Source organism: Flagellimonas taeanensis, assembly GCF_003584105.1.
GTDB lineage: Bacteria > Bacteroidota > Bacteroidia > Flavobacteriales > Flavobacteriaceae > Flagellimonas > Flagellimonas taeanensis.
The window spans coordinates 43430-64023 of the sequence record NZ_QXFO01000022.1 but is presented as its reverse complement, the minus strand read 5'-3'; the positions used below and the strand labels follow the sequence as shown (position 1 = coordinate 64023).

Genomic DNA, 20594 nt, shown 5'->3' with positions numbered 1-20594 from the left:
GTAAAAGCTTTATTCGTTCAAAAACACCCAAAGCCTATCCTTGAGTTCTTGTATGCCCAAGCCACTTACCGATGAGATGAAGAGATAGGGAACATCCTTGAAATCCTCCTTCATGTCCTCTTTCATTTCTTCGATGAGCTCAGCATCCAGCATATCACATTTGGAAATGGCTACCAAACGTTTTTTATCCAACAACTCCGGATTGTACCTTCGCAATTCATCCAAAAGAATGGCGTATTCCTGACTAATGTCCTTGCTATCGGCGGGAATCAGGAAAAGTAAGGTGGCATTCCGTTCTATATGGCGCAAGAAATAGTGTCCCAACCCCTTGCCTTCGGCCGCACCTTCAATGATTCCCGGAATATCTGCCATGACAAAGCTTCTAAAGTCCCTGTATTCCACGATGCCCAGATTGGGTTTGAGGGTGGTGAACTCATAATCGGCGATCTTGGGCTTTGCTGATGTCATCACAGAAAGTAGTGTCGATTTTCCCGCATTGGGAAAACCCACCAGACCAACATCTGCCAACACTTTGAGTTCCAGAGTGATATTGGCCTCTTGCCCGGGCATTCCGGGTTGTGCATATCGCGGTGTCTGGTTGGTGGGACTCTTGAAATGCCAGTTGCCGCGGCCTCCCATTCCTCCTTCCAAAACAATCTTTTCCTCTTGGTCCTCGGTAATCTCGAACAATACCTCGTTGGTCTCCGTGTCCCTGACCACAGTGCCTAAGGGCACTTCCAGATACACATCGGACCCATCGGCCCCAGTGCTACGGTTTTTACTGCCGTGCTCCCCATGTTCTGCCTTAAAATGCTTTTTGAACTTGAAATGGACCAAGGTCCATAGGTTTTTGTTCCCTTTGATGATGACATGGCCACCACGGCCCCCATCACCTCCATCGGGACCTCCTTTGGCCACATACTTTTCGCGGTGCAAATGCGCAGAGCCCTTGCCCCCTTTTCCGGAGGTGACGTACACTTTTACATAATCCACAAAATTGCCCTCGGTCATGCTCTTGGTATTGTATTGCTTGTCAAAAAAAGCCTCTTTAAAACGACCCCTTCTTTATTACAAGGTATCAATTATCTTGCTCAGTCGCCCTGTAATATCGTCTATGTTGCCTATCCCGTTCACGGAATGGAACTTGCCCTGTTTTTCGTAGTAGGCCTTTAGCGGGGCAGTTTCTTTTTGGTAGTTGGCAAATCGGTTGCGGATTTTCCCTGGATCCTGATCATCGGTCCTTCCACTGGTTTTGCCCCTTTCCAATATCCTTTTCTCCAATTCGTCATCATCGGCATCCAGGGCAATGGTAGCGTTCACCTTCATGTTCTTGGATTCCAAAAAGTTGTCCAGTGCCTCTGCTTGGGCAGCCGTACGGGGAAAACCATCAAAAATGAACCCTGCGGCATCCGGACTTTTCTCCACCTCGGCCTTCAGCATGTCTATCGTTACTTCGTCCGGCACCAAATCGCCCTTATCGATGAAGGACTTGGCCAACATGCCCAGATCGGTGCCATTTTTAATATTGTATCGGAACACATCCCCTGTGGATATGTGTTTCAGGTTATACTTTTCCTTCAAAAACCCCGCTTGGGTCCCTTTTCCAGCTCCTGGCTTTCCAAAAAGCACTAGGTTGATCATATCTGATTGGTTTAATTGGTAAACTTCCCTAAGGTTTCTGCCCAACTCATTGTAGTCCAATCCATATCCCACAATAAAATTGTCGGGGATCTCCAGACCCACATAGTCGATGGCATACTCACCATTATATACTTCGGCCTTGTAAAAAAGGGCCGCTATCTTAAATTCCTTCACATTGGTATGGGAAAACAGGTGCACCAACTGTTTCAAGGTGCGGCCCGTGTCCACCACATCCTCCAAAATGATCACGCTCTTGCCCTCGATTTCTTCCGGGGCATCCAGCAAGGTCTCCACGATTCCCGTGGAAGTCAACCCTTGGTAAGAGCTCAACCGTACAAAAGAAACCTCACAGGGATTCTGGTAGGCCTTCAAAAAATCGGAAACGAACATAAAGGCTCCATTCAGTACACCTACAAAAAGAGGTGTCTCGTCCTTGTAGTCTTTGGCAATATCTTCGGCCATTTTCCTGATGGCGGCAAGGATTTCCTCTTCCTTTAAATAGGGCTTAAAATACTTGTCGTGAAGCTTGATCAATGTTGTGCAATTATAAGTCAGGTTGGCAAAGATAGTATTTTTGGGGTGGTATGTCCACCTATCTTTTATCCCTTCAAGGAATTCATGTATTTTTGCTTTCATTCCAATTCGCTGATCAATGCAATTTTTTTCATCCGATTTTAAACTGGGGATCTTGGGAGGCGGTCAATTGGGCAAAATGATGCTCTACGAGACCCGCAAATGGGACATCCGCACGAAGGTGATGGACGCCTCGCCCGAAGCTCCTTGCAAAATAGCCTCCAACGAATTTGTGTTGGGCGATTTGATGGATTTTGACGCCGTTTACCATTTTGGAAAGGACGTGGACGTGCTCACCATCGAAATCGAGAACGTAAACCTGGACGCCCTTGAAAAACTGGAACACGAGGGTATCAGGGTCTACCCCCCTACCAAAACCCTGAGGACCATACAGAACAAGGCTACACAGAAGCTTTTTTACACGGACCATGGCATCCCTACGGCGCCGTTTACCCGTTTTGCCTATACTTCGGAAATCGAGGACAGCATTCACAACGGGGGCCTACAACTGCCCTTTGTGTGGAAAAGTGCCCAGTTTGGTTATGATGGCCAGGGCGTGAAGGTGGTACGAAAACTGGAAGACCTCCAGGGCCTGCCCAATGTGGAGTGTATTGCAGAAAAAATGATCGGTTTCAAAAACGAACTGGCCGTTATCGTGGCAAGGAACACCAAAGGTGAGGTGAAGACCTACCCAGTGGTGGAGATGGAATTCCACCCCGAGGCCAACCAAGTGGAATATGTGATCTGTCCCGCCCGAATCGATGAGACCGTTGCCCAAAAGGCGCAGGAAATTGCTTTGAAGGTTTCGGAACAGATGAAACATATTGGCCTACTTGCTGTGGAAATGTTCCAGACCCAGGACGATGAGATCTTGGTAAACGAAGTGGCACCCAGACCCCATAACAGTGGACACTATAGCATTGAAGCCAGCTATACCAACCAGTTTGAACAACACATTCGTGCCATTTTGGGGCTTCCCTTGGGAAAAACCGACAGCAAAGTGGCCGGAATCATGGTCAACTTGGTAGGGGCCGAAGGACATACGGGCGATGTGGTCTATGAGAATATGGCCGATATCTTGAAAATGGAGGGCGTGACCCCACACATTTATGGAAAAAGAGAGACAAGACCTTTCCGGAAAATGGGACACGTCACCATTGTGGATGAGGATATGGCCAGAGCCAGACAAGTGGCCCAAGAAGTAAAGGAAACCATCAAGGTAACAACAAACAAATCACAATAATCAAATTACAAATGCCAGACCAATTGGCTTTTGGAATTTATAGTTTGGAATTTTATGAAAAAAGTAGCCGTGATCATGGGAAGCACCAGCGACCTTCCCGTTATGCAAGATGCCATCGATATATTGAAAGAATTTGGGATCACTGTTTATGTGGACATTGTTTCCGCCCACCGCACCCCCGAAAAACTGTTCGATTTTGGCAAAAATGCCCATACAAACGGATACTCGGTGATCATTGCCGGGGCCGGAGGCGCTGCCCACCTACCCGGAATGGTGGCTTCATTGTCCCCATTGCCCGTGATAGGCGTGCCCGTAAAGAGCAGCAATTCCATAGATGGTTGGGATTCTGTCCTCTCCATACTCCAAATGCCCGGCGGGGTGCCTGTGGCCACCGTAGCGTTGAACGGCGCCAAGAATGCAGGCATCTTGGCCGCACAGATCATAGGCAGTTCCGATGCGGAGATCCTCAACAAGATCCAATCCTATAAAGAAGGGCTGAAGGAAAAAGTCATCAAAGGAGCGGAAGAGGTTAGAAAAACGAAGTAATCCGTCCTAAACAAAACCACTTTACTTTGTAAAGCTCAGGTTATCACATACTATTACCGATTTACCCATGAACAACCCACTATTGGAGCCTTTTGACCAAGCTCCCTTTTCCAAAATAAAAAACGAGCACTTCAAACCAGCTTTTCTTCAGGCTATTGATGATGCCAAAAAAGAAATCGACGATATCGTGGAAAACCCAGATGCTCCCACTTTCCAAAATACCTTGGAGGCCTTGGATTTTGCAGGGCAACAGTTGGACCGCATTTCCAGTGTGTTTTTCAATTTGAATTCTGCGGAGACCAATGAGGACATCCAAAAGATAGCCCAAGAGATTTCCCCATTATTGTCCGAATTCAGCAATGACATTACCCTTAACCAAGGCCTTTTTGAACGCATCAAGGCGGTTTATGACCAAAAAGACACTTTGAAGCTTACTGCCGAACAAGAAACCCTTTTGGAAAAAAAGTATAAAAGTTTTAGCAGGAACGGGGCCAATTTGAACGATTCGGACAAAAAGAGGTTACGGGAAATCGATGCCGAACTTTCCAAACTGAAATTGAAGTTTGGGGAAAATGTTTTGGCCGAGACCAATAGGTATGAACTGCACCTCACCCACGAGGATGACCTCAAAGGTCTGCCTGAAGGTGAAAAAGAGGCCGCTGCGCAATTGGCCGAATCCAAAAGAAAAGATGGCTGGCTGATCACGTTGGATTACCCCAGCTATATCCCCTTCATGAAATATGCGGAGAACAGGGAACTTCGCAAAGAGCTTTCCATTGCGTTTGGCAGTAAGGGTTTTCATGGAGATGAACTGGACAACCAAGAAAATATTCTAAAAATAGTTTCATTGCGCCACGAACGTGCCAACCTTCTGGGCTATGCCACCCATGCCCATTTCGTTCTGGAAGAGCGCATGGCAGAGACCCCTGAAAAAGTGATGGATTTTCTGAACGAGCTGCTTGAAAAGGCAAAACCTGCCGCAGAAAGGGAATTCGGGGAATTGGAGGCATTCGCCAAAGAACTGGACCAAATCGACCGATTGGAAAAATGGGACAGCGCCTTCTATTCCGAAAAGTTGAAACAAAAGCTCTTCAATTTGGATGATGAGAAACTGAAACCCTATTTCAAGCTGGAAAATGTAATCAACGGTGTCTTTAAAGTGGCCGAAAAACTGTTCGGACTTACATTCAAAGAGGTCCAGACCATTGAAAAATACCATCCGGAGGTAAAGACGTATGAAGTGTATGACGACGCCAACAACTTCATTTCCCTCTTCTACGCCGATTTCCATCCCAGACCCGGCAAACGAGGCGGTGCCTGGATGACCTCGTTCAAATCCCAGTACACCTTGAACGGAAAGAACAATAGGCCCCACATTTCCAACGTCTGCAATTTCACCAAACCGACCAAGTCCAAACCCTCGCTGCTCACCTTCAATGAGGTGACCACTCTTTTCCATGAATTCGGGCACGGGCTCCATGGCATGTTGGCCAACACCACCTACCCTAGCCTTTCGGGCACTTCAGTGTATTGGGATTTTGTGGAACTGCCCAGTCAGATCATGGAAAATTGGTGTTACGAGAAAGAGGCCTTGGAACTTTTCGCCTTTCACTATGAGACCGGCGAGTTGATCCCCATGGAATTGGTGGAAAAAATAAAGGAATCCGCCACCTTTCAGGAGGGAATGGCCACGGTGCGCCAGTTGAGCTTTGGTTTTTTGGACATGGCATGGCACAGCAACGACCCTGCAGACATCAAAGATGTAAAGACATATGAGGCCAAGGCGTTTGAAGGTACGGATTTGTTCCCCGACACCCCACAAACCTGTATGAGCACATCGTTTTCCCATATTTTCCAAGGCGGCTATTCCTCTGGATATTACAGTTATAAATGGGCCGAGGTGCTGGATGCAGATGCCTTCGCCTATTTTAAGGAGAATGGTGTTTTCAACAAAACGGTCGCTGATAAGTTCAAGGAGAATGTGCTCTCCAAAGGAGGAACGGAGAACCCGATGGAACTCTACAAACGTTTCAGGGGAGCCGAACCCAATATCGATGCGCTCTTGGAAAGGGCCGGACTCATCAAAAAAGCCAGTTGAACGTAGTGGATGTGCAACAGTTTGATGGTTTTGGGCCAAAATTGGGACACAACTTTTTCCTGGCCATCCTTTGCTGCATAAAAACCACTATTTTTGCTACTTCGAAACTATGGGCAAGCACGAACTCCATCCACAGAATTGGGTAGATCTCTATGCAGATTACCTCTTCAACTACGCCGTAGCCAGGGTCAGCGATGCAGAAATTGCCAAGGATCTGGTACAGGAAACCTTTTTCGCCGGTCTCAATTCCTCCAAAAACTACAAGGGTGACGCCGCCGAACGTACTTGGTTGGTCTCCATATTGAAAAGAAAAGTCATAGACCATTACCGCAAGAGCAATTCCAAAAAAGGAAAGGCTGAGGTACGCATCAACTATAGCACGGATTCCGAATCCGAAGGAGATTGGTTGGAAGAGCAAGTAGCCGACCCGTTTACCAGGGATGGGGACAACATATTGGAGAACGAGGAGCTGGGACTCGCCTTGCAGGAATGCTTGGACAAATTGCCAAAAAAACAGGCCCAAGTCTTTAAAATGAAGACTATCCAAGGAATGGAAACTGAAGATATTTGTAATGAGTTGGACATTAATCCGTCCAATTTGTGGGTAATGATCCATAGGGCAAGGACCTCGCTCATGGGTTGTTTGAACGAAAATTGGTTTTAGCTATGAAGATTTCATGCGAAGAGGCGTCACATATCTGTAACAAATCCCAATACAAGGAGGCAAGCTTTTGGGACATTGTAAAGCTTCGGTTCCATCTGTGGTATTGCAAGACCTGTAAAACGTATTCCAAAAAGAATTCCAAGTTGACTTCCCTTTGTGATCGCGCTGGCCTTTCCACTCTGTCCGAACATGACAAGGAATGCATGAAACGTGACCTCGAAAAAAGGCTCTAAAAAAACCGCTCCACCCACCAGAACATCCCAAACCAGAAGACCGGGATGGCCTCTACCCAAAACGATACAAAGTATCGGGATTTCATTTTTTCGTTGGCGATAAGTACAAAGATCAAGACCACTGTCAGGGTCAACCTCAGTATAACCTCAACTTGATGGATTTCATCTTTCAAAAAAGTAAGGAGAAAAAAAACGACAGATAGGACGATGCCCAAATTTCGGGCCCGCCTAACCCCCAGTACCTGTGGCAAGGTCCTAAGGTCCTTGTCGTCCCATTGCAGGTCCCTGATCTCAAAAGGTATGATGAGCACCAATACCAATACCATCCTTTGCAGAAAAAGCACCCAAAAATCCCAATTGATGGGCATTTGTGCATCCAAAACAGGCAAAAGCACCGTAAACCCGGCCCATACAATGGCCACAATATAGATTTTCAAACCACCGAGGCTCCTTAGGTTTTTTGTGCTGGGCAAAAATGGAACGGCATACAATGCGGACAACAGGCCCAAGATTCCCGTGGCCCACCAGATCATGGCATCCAGTTGCAGCAAAAAATAGAGCGAAAAGCCAAATGATACAAAACTGAAGACTTGGATGACCTTGTGATAGGCATTGGACACTATCAAATATTTATAGGCCTCCACCCCATACTTGATGAAATTGTAACAGACGATCACCCCAAAAAAAATGAACCCCAATAGGTCGATATCGGAAGAAATGCCCAACAAATGAAAGGTAACACCTGCCAACGACAATACGGCCAAGGCCACATGGATACTGGCATCCAGATAAAAATCAAAAATGGACTTCAAGGTCTTCATCTTCACAGGGTTTTCCTTCGCTCTCAAAAGGTTGATCAGTGGTTAACAACTTTGCTTCACTGACCTTCAAAATTGCCTATTTTCATTGAATTAATCCCTAATTTTGTGCACTTTATTGGATTGAACATGAATACAGAAGTGTTTGCCGCCAGACATATCGGCATATCAGAAAAAGACCTTCCCCAAATGCTCAAAACGATTGGGGTCGATAGTGTGGAACAGCTCATCCATGAGACCATTCCCGATGATATCAAACTCAAAAAACAACTGGACCTTCCCGAAGGGATCAGTGAGCACGAGTTCCTGAACCATTTGCAGGAGCTAGCCCAAAAGAACAAGGTCTTCAAGACCTACATAGGCTTGGGCTACCATGAATCGCTCACTCCTTCCCCCATCAAAAGGAACATTTTGGAAAATGCAGGATGGTACACCGCCTATACGCCTTATCAGGCAGAGATTGCCCAAGGAAGGTTGGAGGCCCTGCTCAATTTCCAGACCATGGTGAGCGATCTCACGGGCATGGAAATCGCAAATGCATCCCTATTGGATGAAAGTACCGCTGCGGCCGAGGCCATGACCATGTTGTTCGAACTTCGCGGAAGGCAACAAAAAAAGGATGGTGCCGCCAAATTCTTTGTGTCGGAGGAAGTGCTCCCACAAACAGTGAGCCTACTCGAGACCCGTGCCATACCTTTAGGTATTGAGTTGGTGATCGGTAACCATGAAACCTTTGATTTCTCTTCTGAATTCTATGGCGTACTCTTGCAATATCCTGGAAAGCATGGCCAAGTACATGATTATGGTTCTTTTGTGGAAAAAGCAAAGGCCAATGAGATCAAAGTGGCCGTAGCCGCCGATATCCTGAGCTTGATCATGTTGAAGGCTCCCGGTGAATGGGGCGTGGACGTAGTGGTGGGCACCACCCAGCGATTTGGTATTCCGTTGGGCTATGGAGGTCCCCACGCGGCCTTTTTTGCCACCAAGGAAGAATACAAAAGAAGTATTCCTGGAAGGATCATAGGTGTGACCAAGGATACCGATGGCAACCGTGCCCTACGTATGGCGCTACAGACCAGGGAACAGCACATCAAAAGGGACAAGGCCACATCCAACATCTGTACCGCACAAGTATTGTTGGCCGTCATGGCAGGCATGTATGCCGTGTACCATGGCCCAGAAGGGTTGAAATATATTGCCAACAAAGTACATAAGCACGCCAGATCGTTGGCAAGCACACTGGAGTCCCATGGGTTCCAACAGACAAATACCGCTTACTTTGACACGATAACGGTCAAGGTAAAACAGATTGAAAAACTAAAAGAGATTTCCGAAGGAAAAGGAGTCAACCTAAATTATGTTGACCACGAAACGGTCTCCATTTCTTTGAACGAAGCGGTCTCCGATCAAGATGTGCAAATATTGGTTTCCTGCTTTTTGGAAGCCCATAACATCCAAAGAAAAGAAGCCAATGTTGCCAAAGAAGAGGCCATACCGGCTGTACTACAACGAAAAACCCCTTTCTTGGAGCATGAAGTGTTCAACTCCTACCATTCCGAGACCGAGTTGATGCGCTACATCAAACGATTGGAACGTAAGGACCTTGCCCTCAACCATTCCATGATCTCCTTGGGCAGTTGCACCATGAAGTTGAACGCAGCCTCCGAAATGCTTCCCTTGAGCTGGCCGCATTGGGGCAACATCCACCCTTTTGTTCCATTGGAACAGGCGCAGGGCTACCAAGAAGTATTGAAATCTTTGGAAGAACAGTTGAATGTCATTACCGGGTTCTCGGCCACTTCCCTTCAGCCCAACTCTGGGGCACAAGGAGAATATGCCGGTCTGATGGTCATCCGTGCCTATCACGAATCCAGGGGCGAGGGACATCGGAACATCTGTTTGATCCCCGCTTCCGCACATGGGACCAACCCAGCCTCCGCTGTAATGGCAGGCATGAAAGTGGTGGTGACCAAAACGGATGAGAAAGGCAACATCGATATGGCCGACTTGGAAGAAAAAGCTAAGCTGTATTCTGAAAATCTTGCTGCTTTAATGGTCACTTACCCATCCACCCACGGGGTTTTTGAATCGTCCATCAAACAGATCACCCAATTGATCCACGATAACGGGGGACAAGTGTATATGGACGGTGCCAATATGAACGCACAGGTCGGGTTGACCAATCCTGCCACTATTGGTGCGGACGTCTGCCACCTCAACCTTCACAAGACCTTTGCCATCCCGCACGGAGGTGGTGGACCAGGAGTAGGGCCCATCTGCGTGGCAGAGCAATTGAAACCTTTCCTTCCATCCAACCCCGTGATCAAAACAGGAGGAAAAGAGGCTATCACGGCCATTTCCGCAGCCCCTTGGGGAAGTGCATTGGTCTGTTTGATCTCTTACGGATATATCAAGATGTTAGGTGCCGAAGGACTCACAAACGCCACGAAAGCGGCCATCCTGAACGCCAACTATATCAAAGATCGACTCAAAGGCAAGTTTGATGTGCTCTACACCGGTGAAAGAGGAAGGGCCGCCCACGAAATGATCATCGATTGCCGACCTTTCAAGGCCAATGGGATTGAGGTAACAGATATTGCCAAGCGGCTCATCGATTACGGCTTCCATGCCCCGACAGTATCTTTCCCAGTGGCCGGAACACTGATGATAGAGCCTACGGAAAGTGAAAGTATGGCCGAACTTGACCGATTCTGCAATGCCATGATTTCCATTCGAGAGGAAATTGATGAGGCGAGTGCCGACGAACCCAACAATGTCCTTAAAAATGCCCCACATACGTTGGGCATGATCACCAACGATATCTGGGAACATCCCTACAGCCGACAAAAAGCGGCATTTCCGTTGCCCTACGTAGCGGAAAATAAGTTTTGGCCCAGCATCCGAAGGACAGATGAAGCGTTTGGGGATCGTAATTTGATATGCACTTGTGCTCCTATTGAAGCTTACGCAGAAGCATAACAAACCCTTATAGATACACACAAAAAGCCTTGGCCTATAGTTTAGGTCGAGGCTTTTTCCATTATAAAATTCAAGATAGGAGCATTTGGACATTGTAAGGTTTATTATGCATGCATAATATATGTCGTTATCAATGCGTATCTTCTATCAATTTTAAAAACCTCAACATGAAAATTGGGATTACAGGCACCGGGAGCTATATTCCCTCCATCATCACCAAAAATGAAGCCTTTTTGCAGCATCAGTTCTTGGGGGTTGATGGTAGTAAATTTGAGCAGGACAATGCAATCATCATTGATAAGTTCAAAGCCATCACCGGAATTGCGGAGCGGAGATATGCCGAACCTGAGCTGAAGACTTCCGATCTTGGGTATTTGGCTGCGGAGAAGGCCATTGTTGATGCTGGAATCGATAAAGAGGAACTGGACCGCATCATCTTTGCCCATAATTTTGGCGATATGACCCCAGGTAAAGTCCAAGGGGATACCTTGCCAAGTTTAGCTACACGGGTAAAACACCTTTTACAGATAAAAAACCCCAAATGTGTGGCATACGATCTTATTTTTGGTTGCCCAGGATGGATAGAAGGGGTCATCCATGCTTCAGCATTCATCAAGAGCGGTATGGCAAAAAAATGCTTGGTGATTGGCAGCGAAACTCTCTCTCGGGTGGTGGACCCCTATGATCGTGACAGCATGATCTTTTCCGATGGTGCCGGGGCGGCCATCATAGAATCAACAGAGAATTCGGGTGATATTTTAGCACATGACTCTGTCACTTATGCGGGCGAGGAGGCTTACTATCTCTATTTTGACAAGACCAACAGTGCCGAGGGCTGCAAGGATACCCGATATATTAAAATGCTTGGACGTAAAATCTACGAATTTGCCTGTATCAACGTACCCAAGGCCATGGCTAGCTGTTTGGATGAAAGCGGGGTGGGGATCGATGCGGTCAAAAAGATATTCATCCATCAGGCCAATGAAAAAATGGACGAGGCCATCATCAAGCGATTTTACAAGATCTATGGAAAAGATGTTCCCGAAAACATCATGCCCATGAGCATCCATGAACTGGGCAACAGCTCTGTCGCCACAGTACCCACGCTGTATGACATGGTATTGAAAGGTGGGCTGCCCCAACATGAGCTCAAAAAAGGGGATGTGGTCATCTTTGCCAGTGTTGGCGCTGGTATGAACATCAATGCGATTGTTTATCGATACTAAATGACAAGTTCAAGTTCAAAAGATTCGTGTAATTTGTGTAACTCGTGTCAAACGAAGATGCAGGATTCAAAAAACAATAATCCAATAACCAAATAACTCAATAACTTAATTGGGATTTGTGGTTTGTTTTTTGGAATTTTAGCGAATGTACGAGAACAACTTTCCCAACAAACGTTACAAGCACACCTTGGCGTTTTTACAGAAACACATTGGTACTTCAGAATCCATATTGGATCTGGGAGTTGAAAATCCTTTTTCGGAAATCATGAAGGCGAGTGGGTACCATGTGGAAAACACCAAAGGTGAGGATCTGGACGTTGATTTTGAAGCCGTTTCCCGATCCGATGCCAGTGTGGTGACCGCCTTTGAAATCTTTGAACATATGGTAGCCCCCTACAATGTGCTAAAAGAGATAAAGGCCAATAAATTGGTGGCCAGTATCCCGATGCGGTTGTGGTTTTCCCCTGCCTATCGGAGCAAGACCGATCTTTGGGACAGGCATTACCATGAATTTGAGGACTGGCAATTTGATTGGTTGTTGGAAAAAGCCGGGTGGACCATAAAAGATTCTGCAAAATGGACCAATCCCGCCAAAAAAATCGGAATCCGGCCTTTGTTAAGATATTTTACCAATCGATACTATATTGTTTACGCGGAAAGATAATTTAATCGACAAGCTCAGGTTGAAGTTCAATTGATAAAAGGTTTGTGGAAATTCGTGAAATTCGTGTCAAAATAAGGCACAGGACCCAGGAATCAAGAAATTGGAGCGCAATGACCAAACAACAAGCTCAAGTTCAACTGCAAATAGGTTAGCCCTAGTTCATGGAGTTTGTGTCAGACAAAGAAAACAAGAGTCAAGAAACAGGAACCCAACAACTAAATAACCTAATAACTTAATTGGGATTTGTGGTTTGTTTTTTGGAATTTTAACGCATGTGGATCAGCATTGTCATTCCTGCACATAACGAGGCGGCTTATTTAAAAGATTGTCTGGATTCCTTTGTGGGACAGACCCATTTGCCCAATGAGGTTATTGTGGTGGACGACAACTCTTCAGATGACACTTTTGCGATTGCACAAAACTTTGCCCAAGAATTTCCATGGATCAAAGTGCTTCAACGAATGTCTGCGGATGAGCACATCCCCGGTAAGAAAGTGGTGGACACTTTTAATTTCGGCTTGCAACACACCGCTGAATTTGATCTTATCGGAAAATTTGATGCGGACATCATCCTACCTCCCCATTATTTTGAAAGCATGGTAAACCTGTTCCAAGCCAATTGGAAACTGGGTATGTGCTCAGGTCTGCTCTTTGTTCAAAAAGGAAGGGATTGGGCATATGAGAACATTGCGGACAAAACCCATATCCGTGGACCTATCAAACTGTACCACAAAGCCTGTTTCAATAGGATTGGAGGGTTGCGGCCCGGAGTGGGCTGGGATACTGTGGACACCCTCTTGGCCAAATACCATGGTTTTGACACACAGACCGTTCCAGAACTGAAGGTCAAACACCTCCGCCCTACCGGACATGGGTACAGTTCCAAGAACTACCAGGCCAAGGGGATAGCACTCTACAAAATGCGCTACGGTATTGTTCTGACCAAAGTGGCGGCACTCAAGATGGCTTTGCTGGCCAAAAGCCCAAGACTCTACTTTCAAACCATTTTCGGGTTCCTAAAAGCATGGTTCCAACAAAGCGCCTTTTATGTTTCCAAGGAAGAAGGAAAGTTTATCCGAAGTTACCGTTGGAAGGGGATTTGGTCCAAAATATAAGATTTCACACGTATTTACAGCTCTTATCGTATTGATTGTCCTACAGGATTTCAAGCAAAAATCAATCCGTCAATTGGAAACGGACTTCCATCAATTCGACCCATATCCAAGAATCAAATCCCCCTACCTTTAATCCAAGAACGGCATAACCCAATAATGGCAACCGTACCTGATATGATCATCAGGATAGGGCCGCAAAACGGTTATGCATATGAAACCATACCCATTTTCCCCTTCGGCATTGTTTTTCACATTGGTCCTTACCCTACTATCGGGTCGGGTCTTGGCCCAGCAGCCCGGACAAGCCTATTTCGACAATACGGGATTTGTGGAATACATCCATGGTAACCACCCCATCATCATTTCCGTTCCACATGATGGGGATATGAATCCCAACATAATCCCCGACAGGAACTGCATGGGCTGCATCACTGGCAATGATACTCATACCCAGTCCATGGGAAGGGCCATTGCCCAAGCCTATTTTAATGAAACTGGTTTCTACCCTTATGTCATCATCAACAGACTCTCCCGGGCAAAATTTGATGCAAACCGTGAAAAGCCCGAAGCAGCGAATGGCAACCCTACCGTAGAATTGGCTTTTGACAATTACCACGGTTATATAGAATCCGCGAAAGTAGATATCATCCAAAACTTTGGGCGTGGCCTTTTCTTGGACCTTCATGGACATGCGCATGCCATTGAAAGAGTTGAACTGGGCTACACATTGACAGGGGATGAACTTCGGCTTTCGGATGCCACCTTGAACACCAACGCCTATATCAACAAAAACAGTATCCGGACTTTGATCAACGATAATCAGGGTGGACTGAAGCATGTGGAACTACTGAAGGGACCTTATAGTTTTGGAACCTTGCTCCATGAAAAAGGTTATCCGACAGTTCCAAGTTCCGTGGACCCTTATCCCAATCCGAACGAGGATTATTACAATGGCGGTTACAACGTTTGGATACATGGGTCCCGATTAAATGCTGGTGAAATTGATGGGATTCAAATTGAAGTCAACCAAGATGTACGTTTCGACCCCGCAGATAGAGCACTTTTTGTAGATGCCTTGACCCTCACTTTAACCCAATATTTGAGTCTACATTATGACATTGGGGTGATAGATTTTGATCAAGACGGATTTACTTCCGAACAGGATTGTAACGATTACGACCCCAACATCAACCCCAGTTCGATTGAAATCCCGTACAATGGTATCGATGAGGACTGCAATCCCGCTACCCTGGACGATGACCTTGACCAAGATGGATTTGACAATGCGGATGACTGCAATGACAATGACCCGAACATCAATCCCGTTGCCGCGGAGATTCCCTACAACGGCATCGATGATGATTGTGATCCCGCCACGCTGGACGACGACTTTGACCAGGACGGTTTTGCCAATGCGGATGACTGTGATGACAATGACCCCAACATGAATCCAACTGTCGTAGAAATCCCATACAATGGCATTGATGACGATTGCAATCCCGCCACACTGGACGATGACCTCGACCAGGACGGTTTTGTCAATGCGGATGACTGTGATGACAATGACCCGAACATCAATCCAAATGCAGCTGAGATTCCATATAATGGCATCGACGATGATTGCAATCCCGCCACACTGGACGATGACCTCGACCAAGATGGCTTTGTCAATATGGATGACTGTAATGACAATGACCCGAACATCAATCCAAGTGTTGTGGAAATCCCGTACAATGGTATCGATGAAGACTGCGATTCCGCTACTCTGGACGATGACCTTGACCAAGATGGGTTCAACAATGCGGATGACTGTGATGACAATGACCCCAACATCAATCCAACTGTCGTAGAAATCCCATACAACGGCGTCGATGACGATTGCAATCCCGCTACTCTGGACGATGACCTTGATCAGGATGGGTTCAACAATGCGGATGACTGTGATGACAATGACCCCAACATCAATCCAACTGTCGTGGAAATCCCATACAACGGCGTCGATGATGATTGTGATCCCTTAACCTTGGACGATGATCTCGACCAAGATGGATTTGACAATGCGGATGACTGTGATGACAATGACCCAAGTATCAATCCCTCAGCCGATGAAATACCAGATAATGAAGTGGACGAAAACTGCGATGGACTATTGGAGACCACACCAGAACCAGAACCAGAACCAGAAATTAAAAATGGGGTAATCATTTATCCCAACCCAGCAAGAAATCAAATATTTATCAAAAAAGACAATGCTTCAGATTTCGTGGTCCAAATTTTTGATGCCAACGGCAGATTGGTGCTGCGAGTGACAAATCAAACCACCCTCAAGATTGATCACCTTTCCAGCGGCACTTATCTATTGATCTATACAGACCCTTCTTCCATGCAGGTCATCAGAAAAAAAATGATTGTATTGAGGTAGAGAATTCCTTTACTCAAACACCTCCCCAATGGGCCTACCCGTAGTTCCACTCGGGAACGCAATACCCAACAAGGCCGAAATGGTAGGGGCAATGCCCGGTATTTCTAGCCAAAATGACCATCAAAATCTTTATCCATCAATTCAAATGGCCCATCCGTCAATTGAAAACAGACATCTATCAATTTACAGGAACTTCCCTTACAAAAATAAATATATTACTCTATATAAGTGAACCAATTCTTACAAAGACAGAGAATTGTTTTGCCATCCCAATTCTTTGCCACAAACTTAACCTGGATGGTATAACCAAAAAATGTAATAATTATGAGAACAATGAATTTTAATGAAATGGAAAATGTTCAAGGTGGCCGTGTAGAATGTGACGGTCTATCTGAAGGGTTAGGAGGAGCTGCTCTAATTTTTGGAGTGGCTTCATGGTGGACTGGTGTTGGAGCAGGAATTGCACTGGCAATAAGCGCAGCGGCATATGCTGCAGATTTAGCTGGGTGTTAACAAAGAAAATCATTAAAGTCCTGGATTCCCTAATGTGAGAGTCCAGGATTCATCTTTAAAAAACAGAAAAAATGTCAACAATCATTTTAAAGAGAAGTAAAGATTACATGATTATTTTCAGAGCCTTGAAAATTTATGTGAATGGTGAATTTATAGATTATTTCGAACCGAATGAAAAAAGTAAAGAAATTGTAGTCGAAGCCGGTTCAACGTTGAATATAAAAGTTGATTGGTGCTCTTCAAACACCATTAAAATTTCAAAAAGGGAAAATCAAAACATTGCTAACAAAGATTCTCTAATTATATCTAGTCAAATCCACAATGGTTTGTTCATATTAATATTTGGATGCTTCATAATAGGTAATTTATTAATGATTCTCGATTACATCAATCCATTTGCTTATTTGGCCCTTATTTCCCCCATAGCCATTATTGTTGGCTGGCAAATCTTTGGCAGAAATAATTACCTAAGGATATCTAAACTTTCAAATTAATAGACTTATCTCTTTTGACGACAAAGAATATATTCTATTTTTCAGTTTTAATTGTCCTATCACTTGGCATTGGTTTACTATCAAAGGAACTATTGAATGGGGATAACCTATTGATAGAATCACTTTCCAACCACTACACCATTGAACAGATTGAGGAAATCATCAACTTTCAAAAAAAATGGGAATTCACCTGGAGCATATTGGTTCCCCTTATTTTATTGATCAAAATTTCCATTATAGCCGTTATTTTGGATACAGGCTGTTTCCTAATGGAGAAAAAAATACAGTATGGCCGCTTGTTCGGTATTGTATTGTTGAGTGAGTTTATTTTTCTTGTACCCATTATCCTCAAAACCCTTTGGTTCCATTTTTTCCAGAAAGATTATACCTTGGAAGACCTTCAATATTTCTATCCTTTTTCGGCATTGAACATTGTGGGACATGAAGGCTTGGATATTTGGTGGGTTTATCCCCTCCAAACAATCAATGTTTTTGAAATTACCTACTGGATCGTTCTCGCCTATCTCTTGGACAAGGCATTAAAAACCCCAAAAAAGCAAAACACTGGAATAAAAATCGTGGCGAGCAGTTATGGGACCGGATTATTGATATGGGTCATCGGCATCATGTTCTTCACCTTAAGTATGGGCTAAAATGCACAAAAGAAAGTTAAAAAACATCATCTTGATATTGGTTCTTGGTATTTCCGTCCTTCTCGGCCACCAAATAGTGGACAAAGTTCAAGAAAAACAGAAGCTTGTACAAAGTATTGAAACCATACCCAATTTTAGTTTCAAAACACTCGATGATTCATTGTTCACAAAAGAACATTTACATGAAGGAATCCCCACCGTGTTCCTGTATTTTAATTCCGACTGTGAGTTTTGTCAACACGAAGCAAAAAACATCTCCGAGAATATCCATCTATTAAAAGGTGCCCATCTTGTATTTGTTTCAACAGAATCCATGGAGAAAATCATAGAGTTTTCAGAACACAACCGTCTTGGCAACATACCCAACGTGAATTTCTTACGTGATAAGGACGACAGTTTTTCCAAATTGTTCCAACCCTCTTCAATACCTTTTAGCCTCATCTATGACAAAGATCAAAAACTCTTGAAAATCCAAAAAGGGCAGTTGAGTGTCCATGGTATTCTAAATACCATCAAACAAAAATAGATATGAACAGGGCCGCACTTCTGGACACTAGGAAAATAAAGAAAACATTCGTTCTACAACATGACCAAAGTGATTGTGGTGTAGCCTGCCTGTTATCTTTGATCAATTTTTACGGTGGCCAAAACTCTTTGGAAAAACTTAGGGAACTCAGTGGCACAAACAAACAAGGCACTACACTACTGGGACTTTACCAAGCTGCAAACCAACTTGGCTTTACGGCACAAGGCAATAAAGCAAACATAAGAATTCTGAAAGAGCACCCGGAGCCCATAATTTTGCACGTGACATTGGAAGAAAGGTTACAACATTATCTGGTATCTTATGGCTATCAAAATGACACATTTATAATTGGCGACCCTGCAAAGGGTATTTCCATGTGCTCCCCTGAAGAGTTGGAAAAAATATGGAAGACCAAGACCTGCCTTACCCTAACACCAAATAAAAAATTTAACCTAAAAGAAAACCTCCACAAGGATAAAAGACAATGGTTCCTGAGCCTTTTAAAAGAAGATTTCAGATTGATAAACTTCAGCATTCTGCTAGGAGTTGGCATAGCGATATTAGGAATGGCCATGGCCATATTCTCCCAGAAACTCATAGATGAAATACTACCCTCCAAGGACTTCAATAAATTGGTTACCGGCATTGTCTTAGTCTCTGTTTTATTGCTTGTGAAGATAGTGTTTATCGCTTTACGGGATTATTTTCTGATTAGACAGACAAAGGATTTCAACAACCGGATTATTGACAGTTTTTATTCCTCTCTCTTAAATTTGCCCAAACCTTTTTTTGACACCCGAAAAATAGGCGAGTTGGCAAGTAGACTCAACGATACTGAACGGGTGCAAAGGGTAATTAAAACCATTGTTGCCAATGTCATCATAAACATTTTAATTACTCTGACCTCATTGATATTTCTCTTTTACTATTCGTGGCAAACGGGGTTGATAGCCTTTGCCAGTATTCCTCTATACTTTGTTCTGGTCCATGGATTCAATCAACGAATTATCAACGCTCAAAAAAATGTAATGCAAGGGTATGCGCATAGTGAAAGTAACTATATTTCCTCCATCCAAGGAATAGCAAGCATTAAAAATAGCAATGGACAGGAGCTCTTCAAAAAGATCAATCAAATAATTTATGGGAGCTATCAAGAAAAAGTATTTGATTTAGGGAAAATCAATGTTAGGCTATCATTGTTTTCAGCTATTTTTAGTGTACTCTTTCTGATGGCCATTTTAACATATACTTCAATAGAAGTTTATAGCGATAATCTTTTGCTGGGAGAGTTGATGGCCATATTGGGTATTTCGGGGTCGCTTTTGCCATCAATGGCCAGTTTGGCATTGATTGCAATCCCTATAAATGAGGCAAAGGTGGCCTTCAACAGAATGTATGAATTTGCTTCATTGGACAAAGAAGATATTGGCAGCATTCATTTGGCTTCATTTGAAAAAATGACCATCAAGGACTTGTCCTTCCGTTTCCCTGGACGCAGTCAACTACTCAAATCCATCAATATTTCCATCTCAAAAAATGAGTGTGTGGCCATTGTAGGTGAAAGTGGTTGTGGAAAAAGTACGTTGGCACAGATACTACAAAAATTTTACCCTATTGAAAACGGGTCAATCATCATAAACAATCATTTTGAACTTAAGAATATTTCCACTCTCGATTGGCGAACCCTTATAGGTATTGTCCCCCAAGAAATAACAATTTTTTCAGGAAATGTAGTGGACAACATCCTTTTGGGAAGGAAAGAAAATTTCGACAACTTAAAACAATTTTGCGAGGATTATGGGTTCGACAATTTCATCACCGAACTTCCCCAAGGGTATGCCACAATCTTGGGAGAAGAAGGAATCAATTTATCTGGTGGGCAAAAACAAATCATCGGCTTAATGAGAGCCTTATATCGAAAACCTCAACTTTTGATCTTGGACGAACCAACATCCGCAATGGACAGGACCAAAGAAAAATTTGTCCTTGAACTGTTGAAAAAACTGAAATCCAAACTGACGGTCATCCTTATTTCACACAGAATTCATCACCTACCAAAAATTGCCAATCAGATCTATGTTATAGAGAACAAAATCACATCAAACTTTGGCACACATCACAAATTGATGAAATCACAAAATTTTTACAGTGATTTTTGGTCTGAACTGGAAACTCATTGCTAAAAC

The 20594-nt window shown here is 44.3% G+C and carries 18 protein-coding genes; 15 read left to right on the top strand and 3 right to left on the bottom strand.

What is annotated here, in order from left to right; translation table 11 throughout:
• Positions 1 to 9: 9 nt before the first annotated feature.
• Together obgE and D2V93_RS10500 are read right to left on the bottom strand one after the other, a co-directional pair.
• Entirely contained in the window at positions 10 to 1011 is a 1002-nt protein-coding gene (obgE, locus tag D2V93_RS10505; protein ID WP_119619469.1) for a GTPase ObgE, read from the bottom strand.
• Between the two features lie 57 nt (positions 1012 to 1068).
• On the bottom strand, positions 1069 to 2175 hold the full coding sequence (locus D2V93_RS10500) for an adenylate kinase (RefSeq protein ID WP_119619598.1): 1107 nt from the start codon (positions 2173 to 2175) through the stop codon (positions 1069 to 1071).
• A 118-nt stretch (positions 2176 to 2293) separates the two neighbouring features.
• Here D2V93_RS10500 and D2V93_RS10495 point away from each other — a divergent pair, with 118 nt between their 5' ends.
• The 5 genes from D2V93_RS10495 to D2V93_RS10475 all read left to right on the top strand — a co-directional run bounded on the left by D2V93_RS10495 (position 2294) and on the right by D2V93_RS10475 (position 6998).
• The gene (locus tag D2V93_RS10495) at positions 2294 to 3457 is read left to right on the top strand and encodes a 5-(carboxyamino)imidazole ribonucleotide synthase (protein ID WP_119619468.1); all 1164 of its coding nucleotides are present in this window, start codon (positions 2294 to 2296) and stop codon (positions 3455 to 3457) included.
• A 54-nt stretch (positions 3458 to 3511) separates the two neighbouring features.
• Positions 3512 to 4003 carry a 5-(carboxyamino)imidazole ribonucleotide mutase gene (gene purE / locus D2V93_RS10490; RefSeq protein WP_119619467.1) on the top strand — a complete coding sequence of 164 codons (492 nt, stop codon included), beginning with the start codon at positions 3512 to 3514 and terminating at the stop codon, positions 4001 to 4003.
• A 67-nt stretch (positions 4004 to 4070) separates the two neighbouring features.
• Positions 4071 to 6101 carry a M3 family metallopeptidase gene (locus tag D2V93_RS10485; protein ID WP_119619466.1) on the top strand — a complete coding sequence of 677 codons (2031 nt, stop codon included), beginning with the start codon at positions 4071 to 4073 and terminating at the stop codon, positions 6099 to 6101.
• Positions 6102 to 6210: 109 nt separating this feature from the next.
• On the top strand, positions 6211 to 6765 hold the full coding sequence (locus tag D2V93_RS10480; RefSeq protein WP_072881173.1) for a sigma-70 family RNA polymerase sigma factor: 555 nt from the start codon (positions 6211 to 6213) through the stop codon (positions 6763 to 6765).
• Between the two features lie 2 nt (positions 6766 to 6767).
• The gene (locus tag D2V93_RS10475; protein WP_119619465.1) at positions 6768 to 6998 is read left to right on the top strand and encodes a hypothetical protein; all 231 of its coding nucleotides are present in this window, start codon (positions 6768 to 6770) and stop codon (positions 6996 to 6998) included.
• Here the strand turns inward: D2V93_RS10475 and D2V93_RS10470 are convergent.
• The gene (locus tag D2V93_RS10470) at positions 6995 to 7819 is read right to left on the bottom strand and encodes a UbiA prenyltransferase family protein (protein ID WP_119619464.1); all 825 of its coding nucleotides are present in this window, start codon (positions 7817 to 7819) and stop codon (positions 6995 to 6997) included. The genes D2V93_RS10475 and D2V93_RS10470 overlap by 4 nt on opposite strands.
• Before the next feature lie 126 nt (positions 7820 to 7945).
• Here D2V93_RS10470 and gcvP point away from each other — a divergent pair, with 126 nt between their 5' ends.
• The 10 genes from gcvP (at position 7946) to D2V93_RS10415 (ending at position 20591) form a co-directional block, all read left to right on the top strand.
• Complete coding sequence (gcvP, locus tag D2V93_RS10465) at positions 7946 to 10795, top strand: aminomethyl-transferring glycine dehydrogenase (protein ID WP_119619463.1); 2850 nt, start codon at positions 7946 to 7948, stop codon at positions 10793 to 10795.
• 167 nt (positions 10796 to 10962) lie between these two features.
• Positions 10963 to 12021 carry a 3-oxoacyl-ACP synthase III family protein gene (locus tag D2V93_RS10460; RefSeq protein WP_072881165.1) on the top strand — a complete coding sequence of 353 codons (1059 nt, stop codon included), beginning with the start codon at positions 10963 to 10965 and terminating at the stop codon, positions 12019 to 12021.
• A gap of 145 nt (positions 12022 to 12166) precedes the next feature.
• Complete coding sequence (locus D2V93_RS10455) at positions 12167 to 12685, top strand: class I SAM-dependent methyltransferase (RefSeq protein ID WP_072881163.1); 519 nt, start codon at positions 12167 to 12169, stop codon at positions 12683 to 12685.
• Positions 12686 to 12957: 272 nt separating this feature from the next.
• Positions 12958 to 13800: a glycosyltransferase family 2 protein gene (locus D2V93_RS10450; RefSeq protein WP_119619462.1), complete on the top strand. Its 843-nt coding sequence runs from the start codon at positions 12958 to 12960 to the stop codon at positions 13798 to 13800.
• Positions 13801 to 14011: 211 nt separating this feature from the next.
• Positions 14012 to 16222 carry a T9SS type A sorting domain-containing protein gene (locus D2V93_RS10445; RefSeq protein WP_182849984.1) on the top strand — a complete coding sequence of 737 codons (2211 nt, stop codon included), beginning with the start codon at positions 14012 to 14014 and terminating at the stop codon, positions 16220 to 16222.
• A gap of 324 nt (positions 16223 to 16546) precedes the next feature.
• Positions 16547 to 16735: a hypothetical protein gene (locus D2V93_RS10435; protein WP_147377404.1), complete on the top strand. Its 189-nt coding sequence runs from the start codon at positions 16547 to 16549 to the stop codon at positions 16733 to 16735.
• A 71-nt stretch (positions 16736 to 16806) separates the two neighbouring features.
• Entirely contained in the window at positions 16807 to 17229 is a 423-nt protein-coding gene (locus tag D2V93_RS10430; RefSeq protein ID WP_147377403.1) for a hypothetical protein, read from the top strand.
• 110 nt (positions 17230 to 17339) lie between these two features.
• Positions 17340 to 17882, top strand: coding sequence for a hypothetical protein (locus D2V93_RS10425; RefSeq protein WP_245978192.1), 543 nt, complete (start codon positions 17340 to 17342; stop codon positions 17880 to 17882).
• Between the two features lies 1 nt (position 17883).
• Positions 17884 to 18408 carry a peroxiredoxin family protein gene (locus tag D2V93_RS10420; protein ID WP_119619456.1) on the top strand — a complete coding sequence of 175 codons (525 nt, stop codon included), beginning with the start codon at positions 17884 to 17886 and terminating at the stop codon, positions 18406 to 18408.
• Positions 18409 to 18410: 2 nt separating this feature from the next.
• Complete coding sequence (locus D2V93_RS10415; protein WP_119619455.1) at positions 18411 to 20591, top strand: peptidase domain-containing ABC transporter; 2181 nt, start codon at positions 18411 to 18413, stop codon at positions 20589 to 20591.
• The last annotated feature ends 3 nt before the right edge of the window (positions 20592 to 20594 follow it).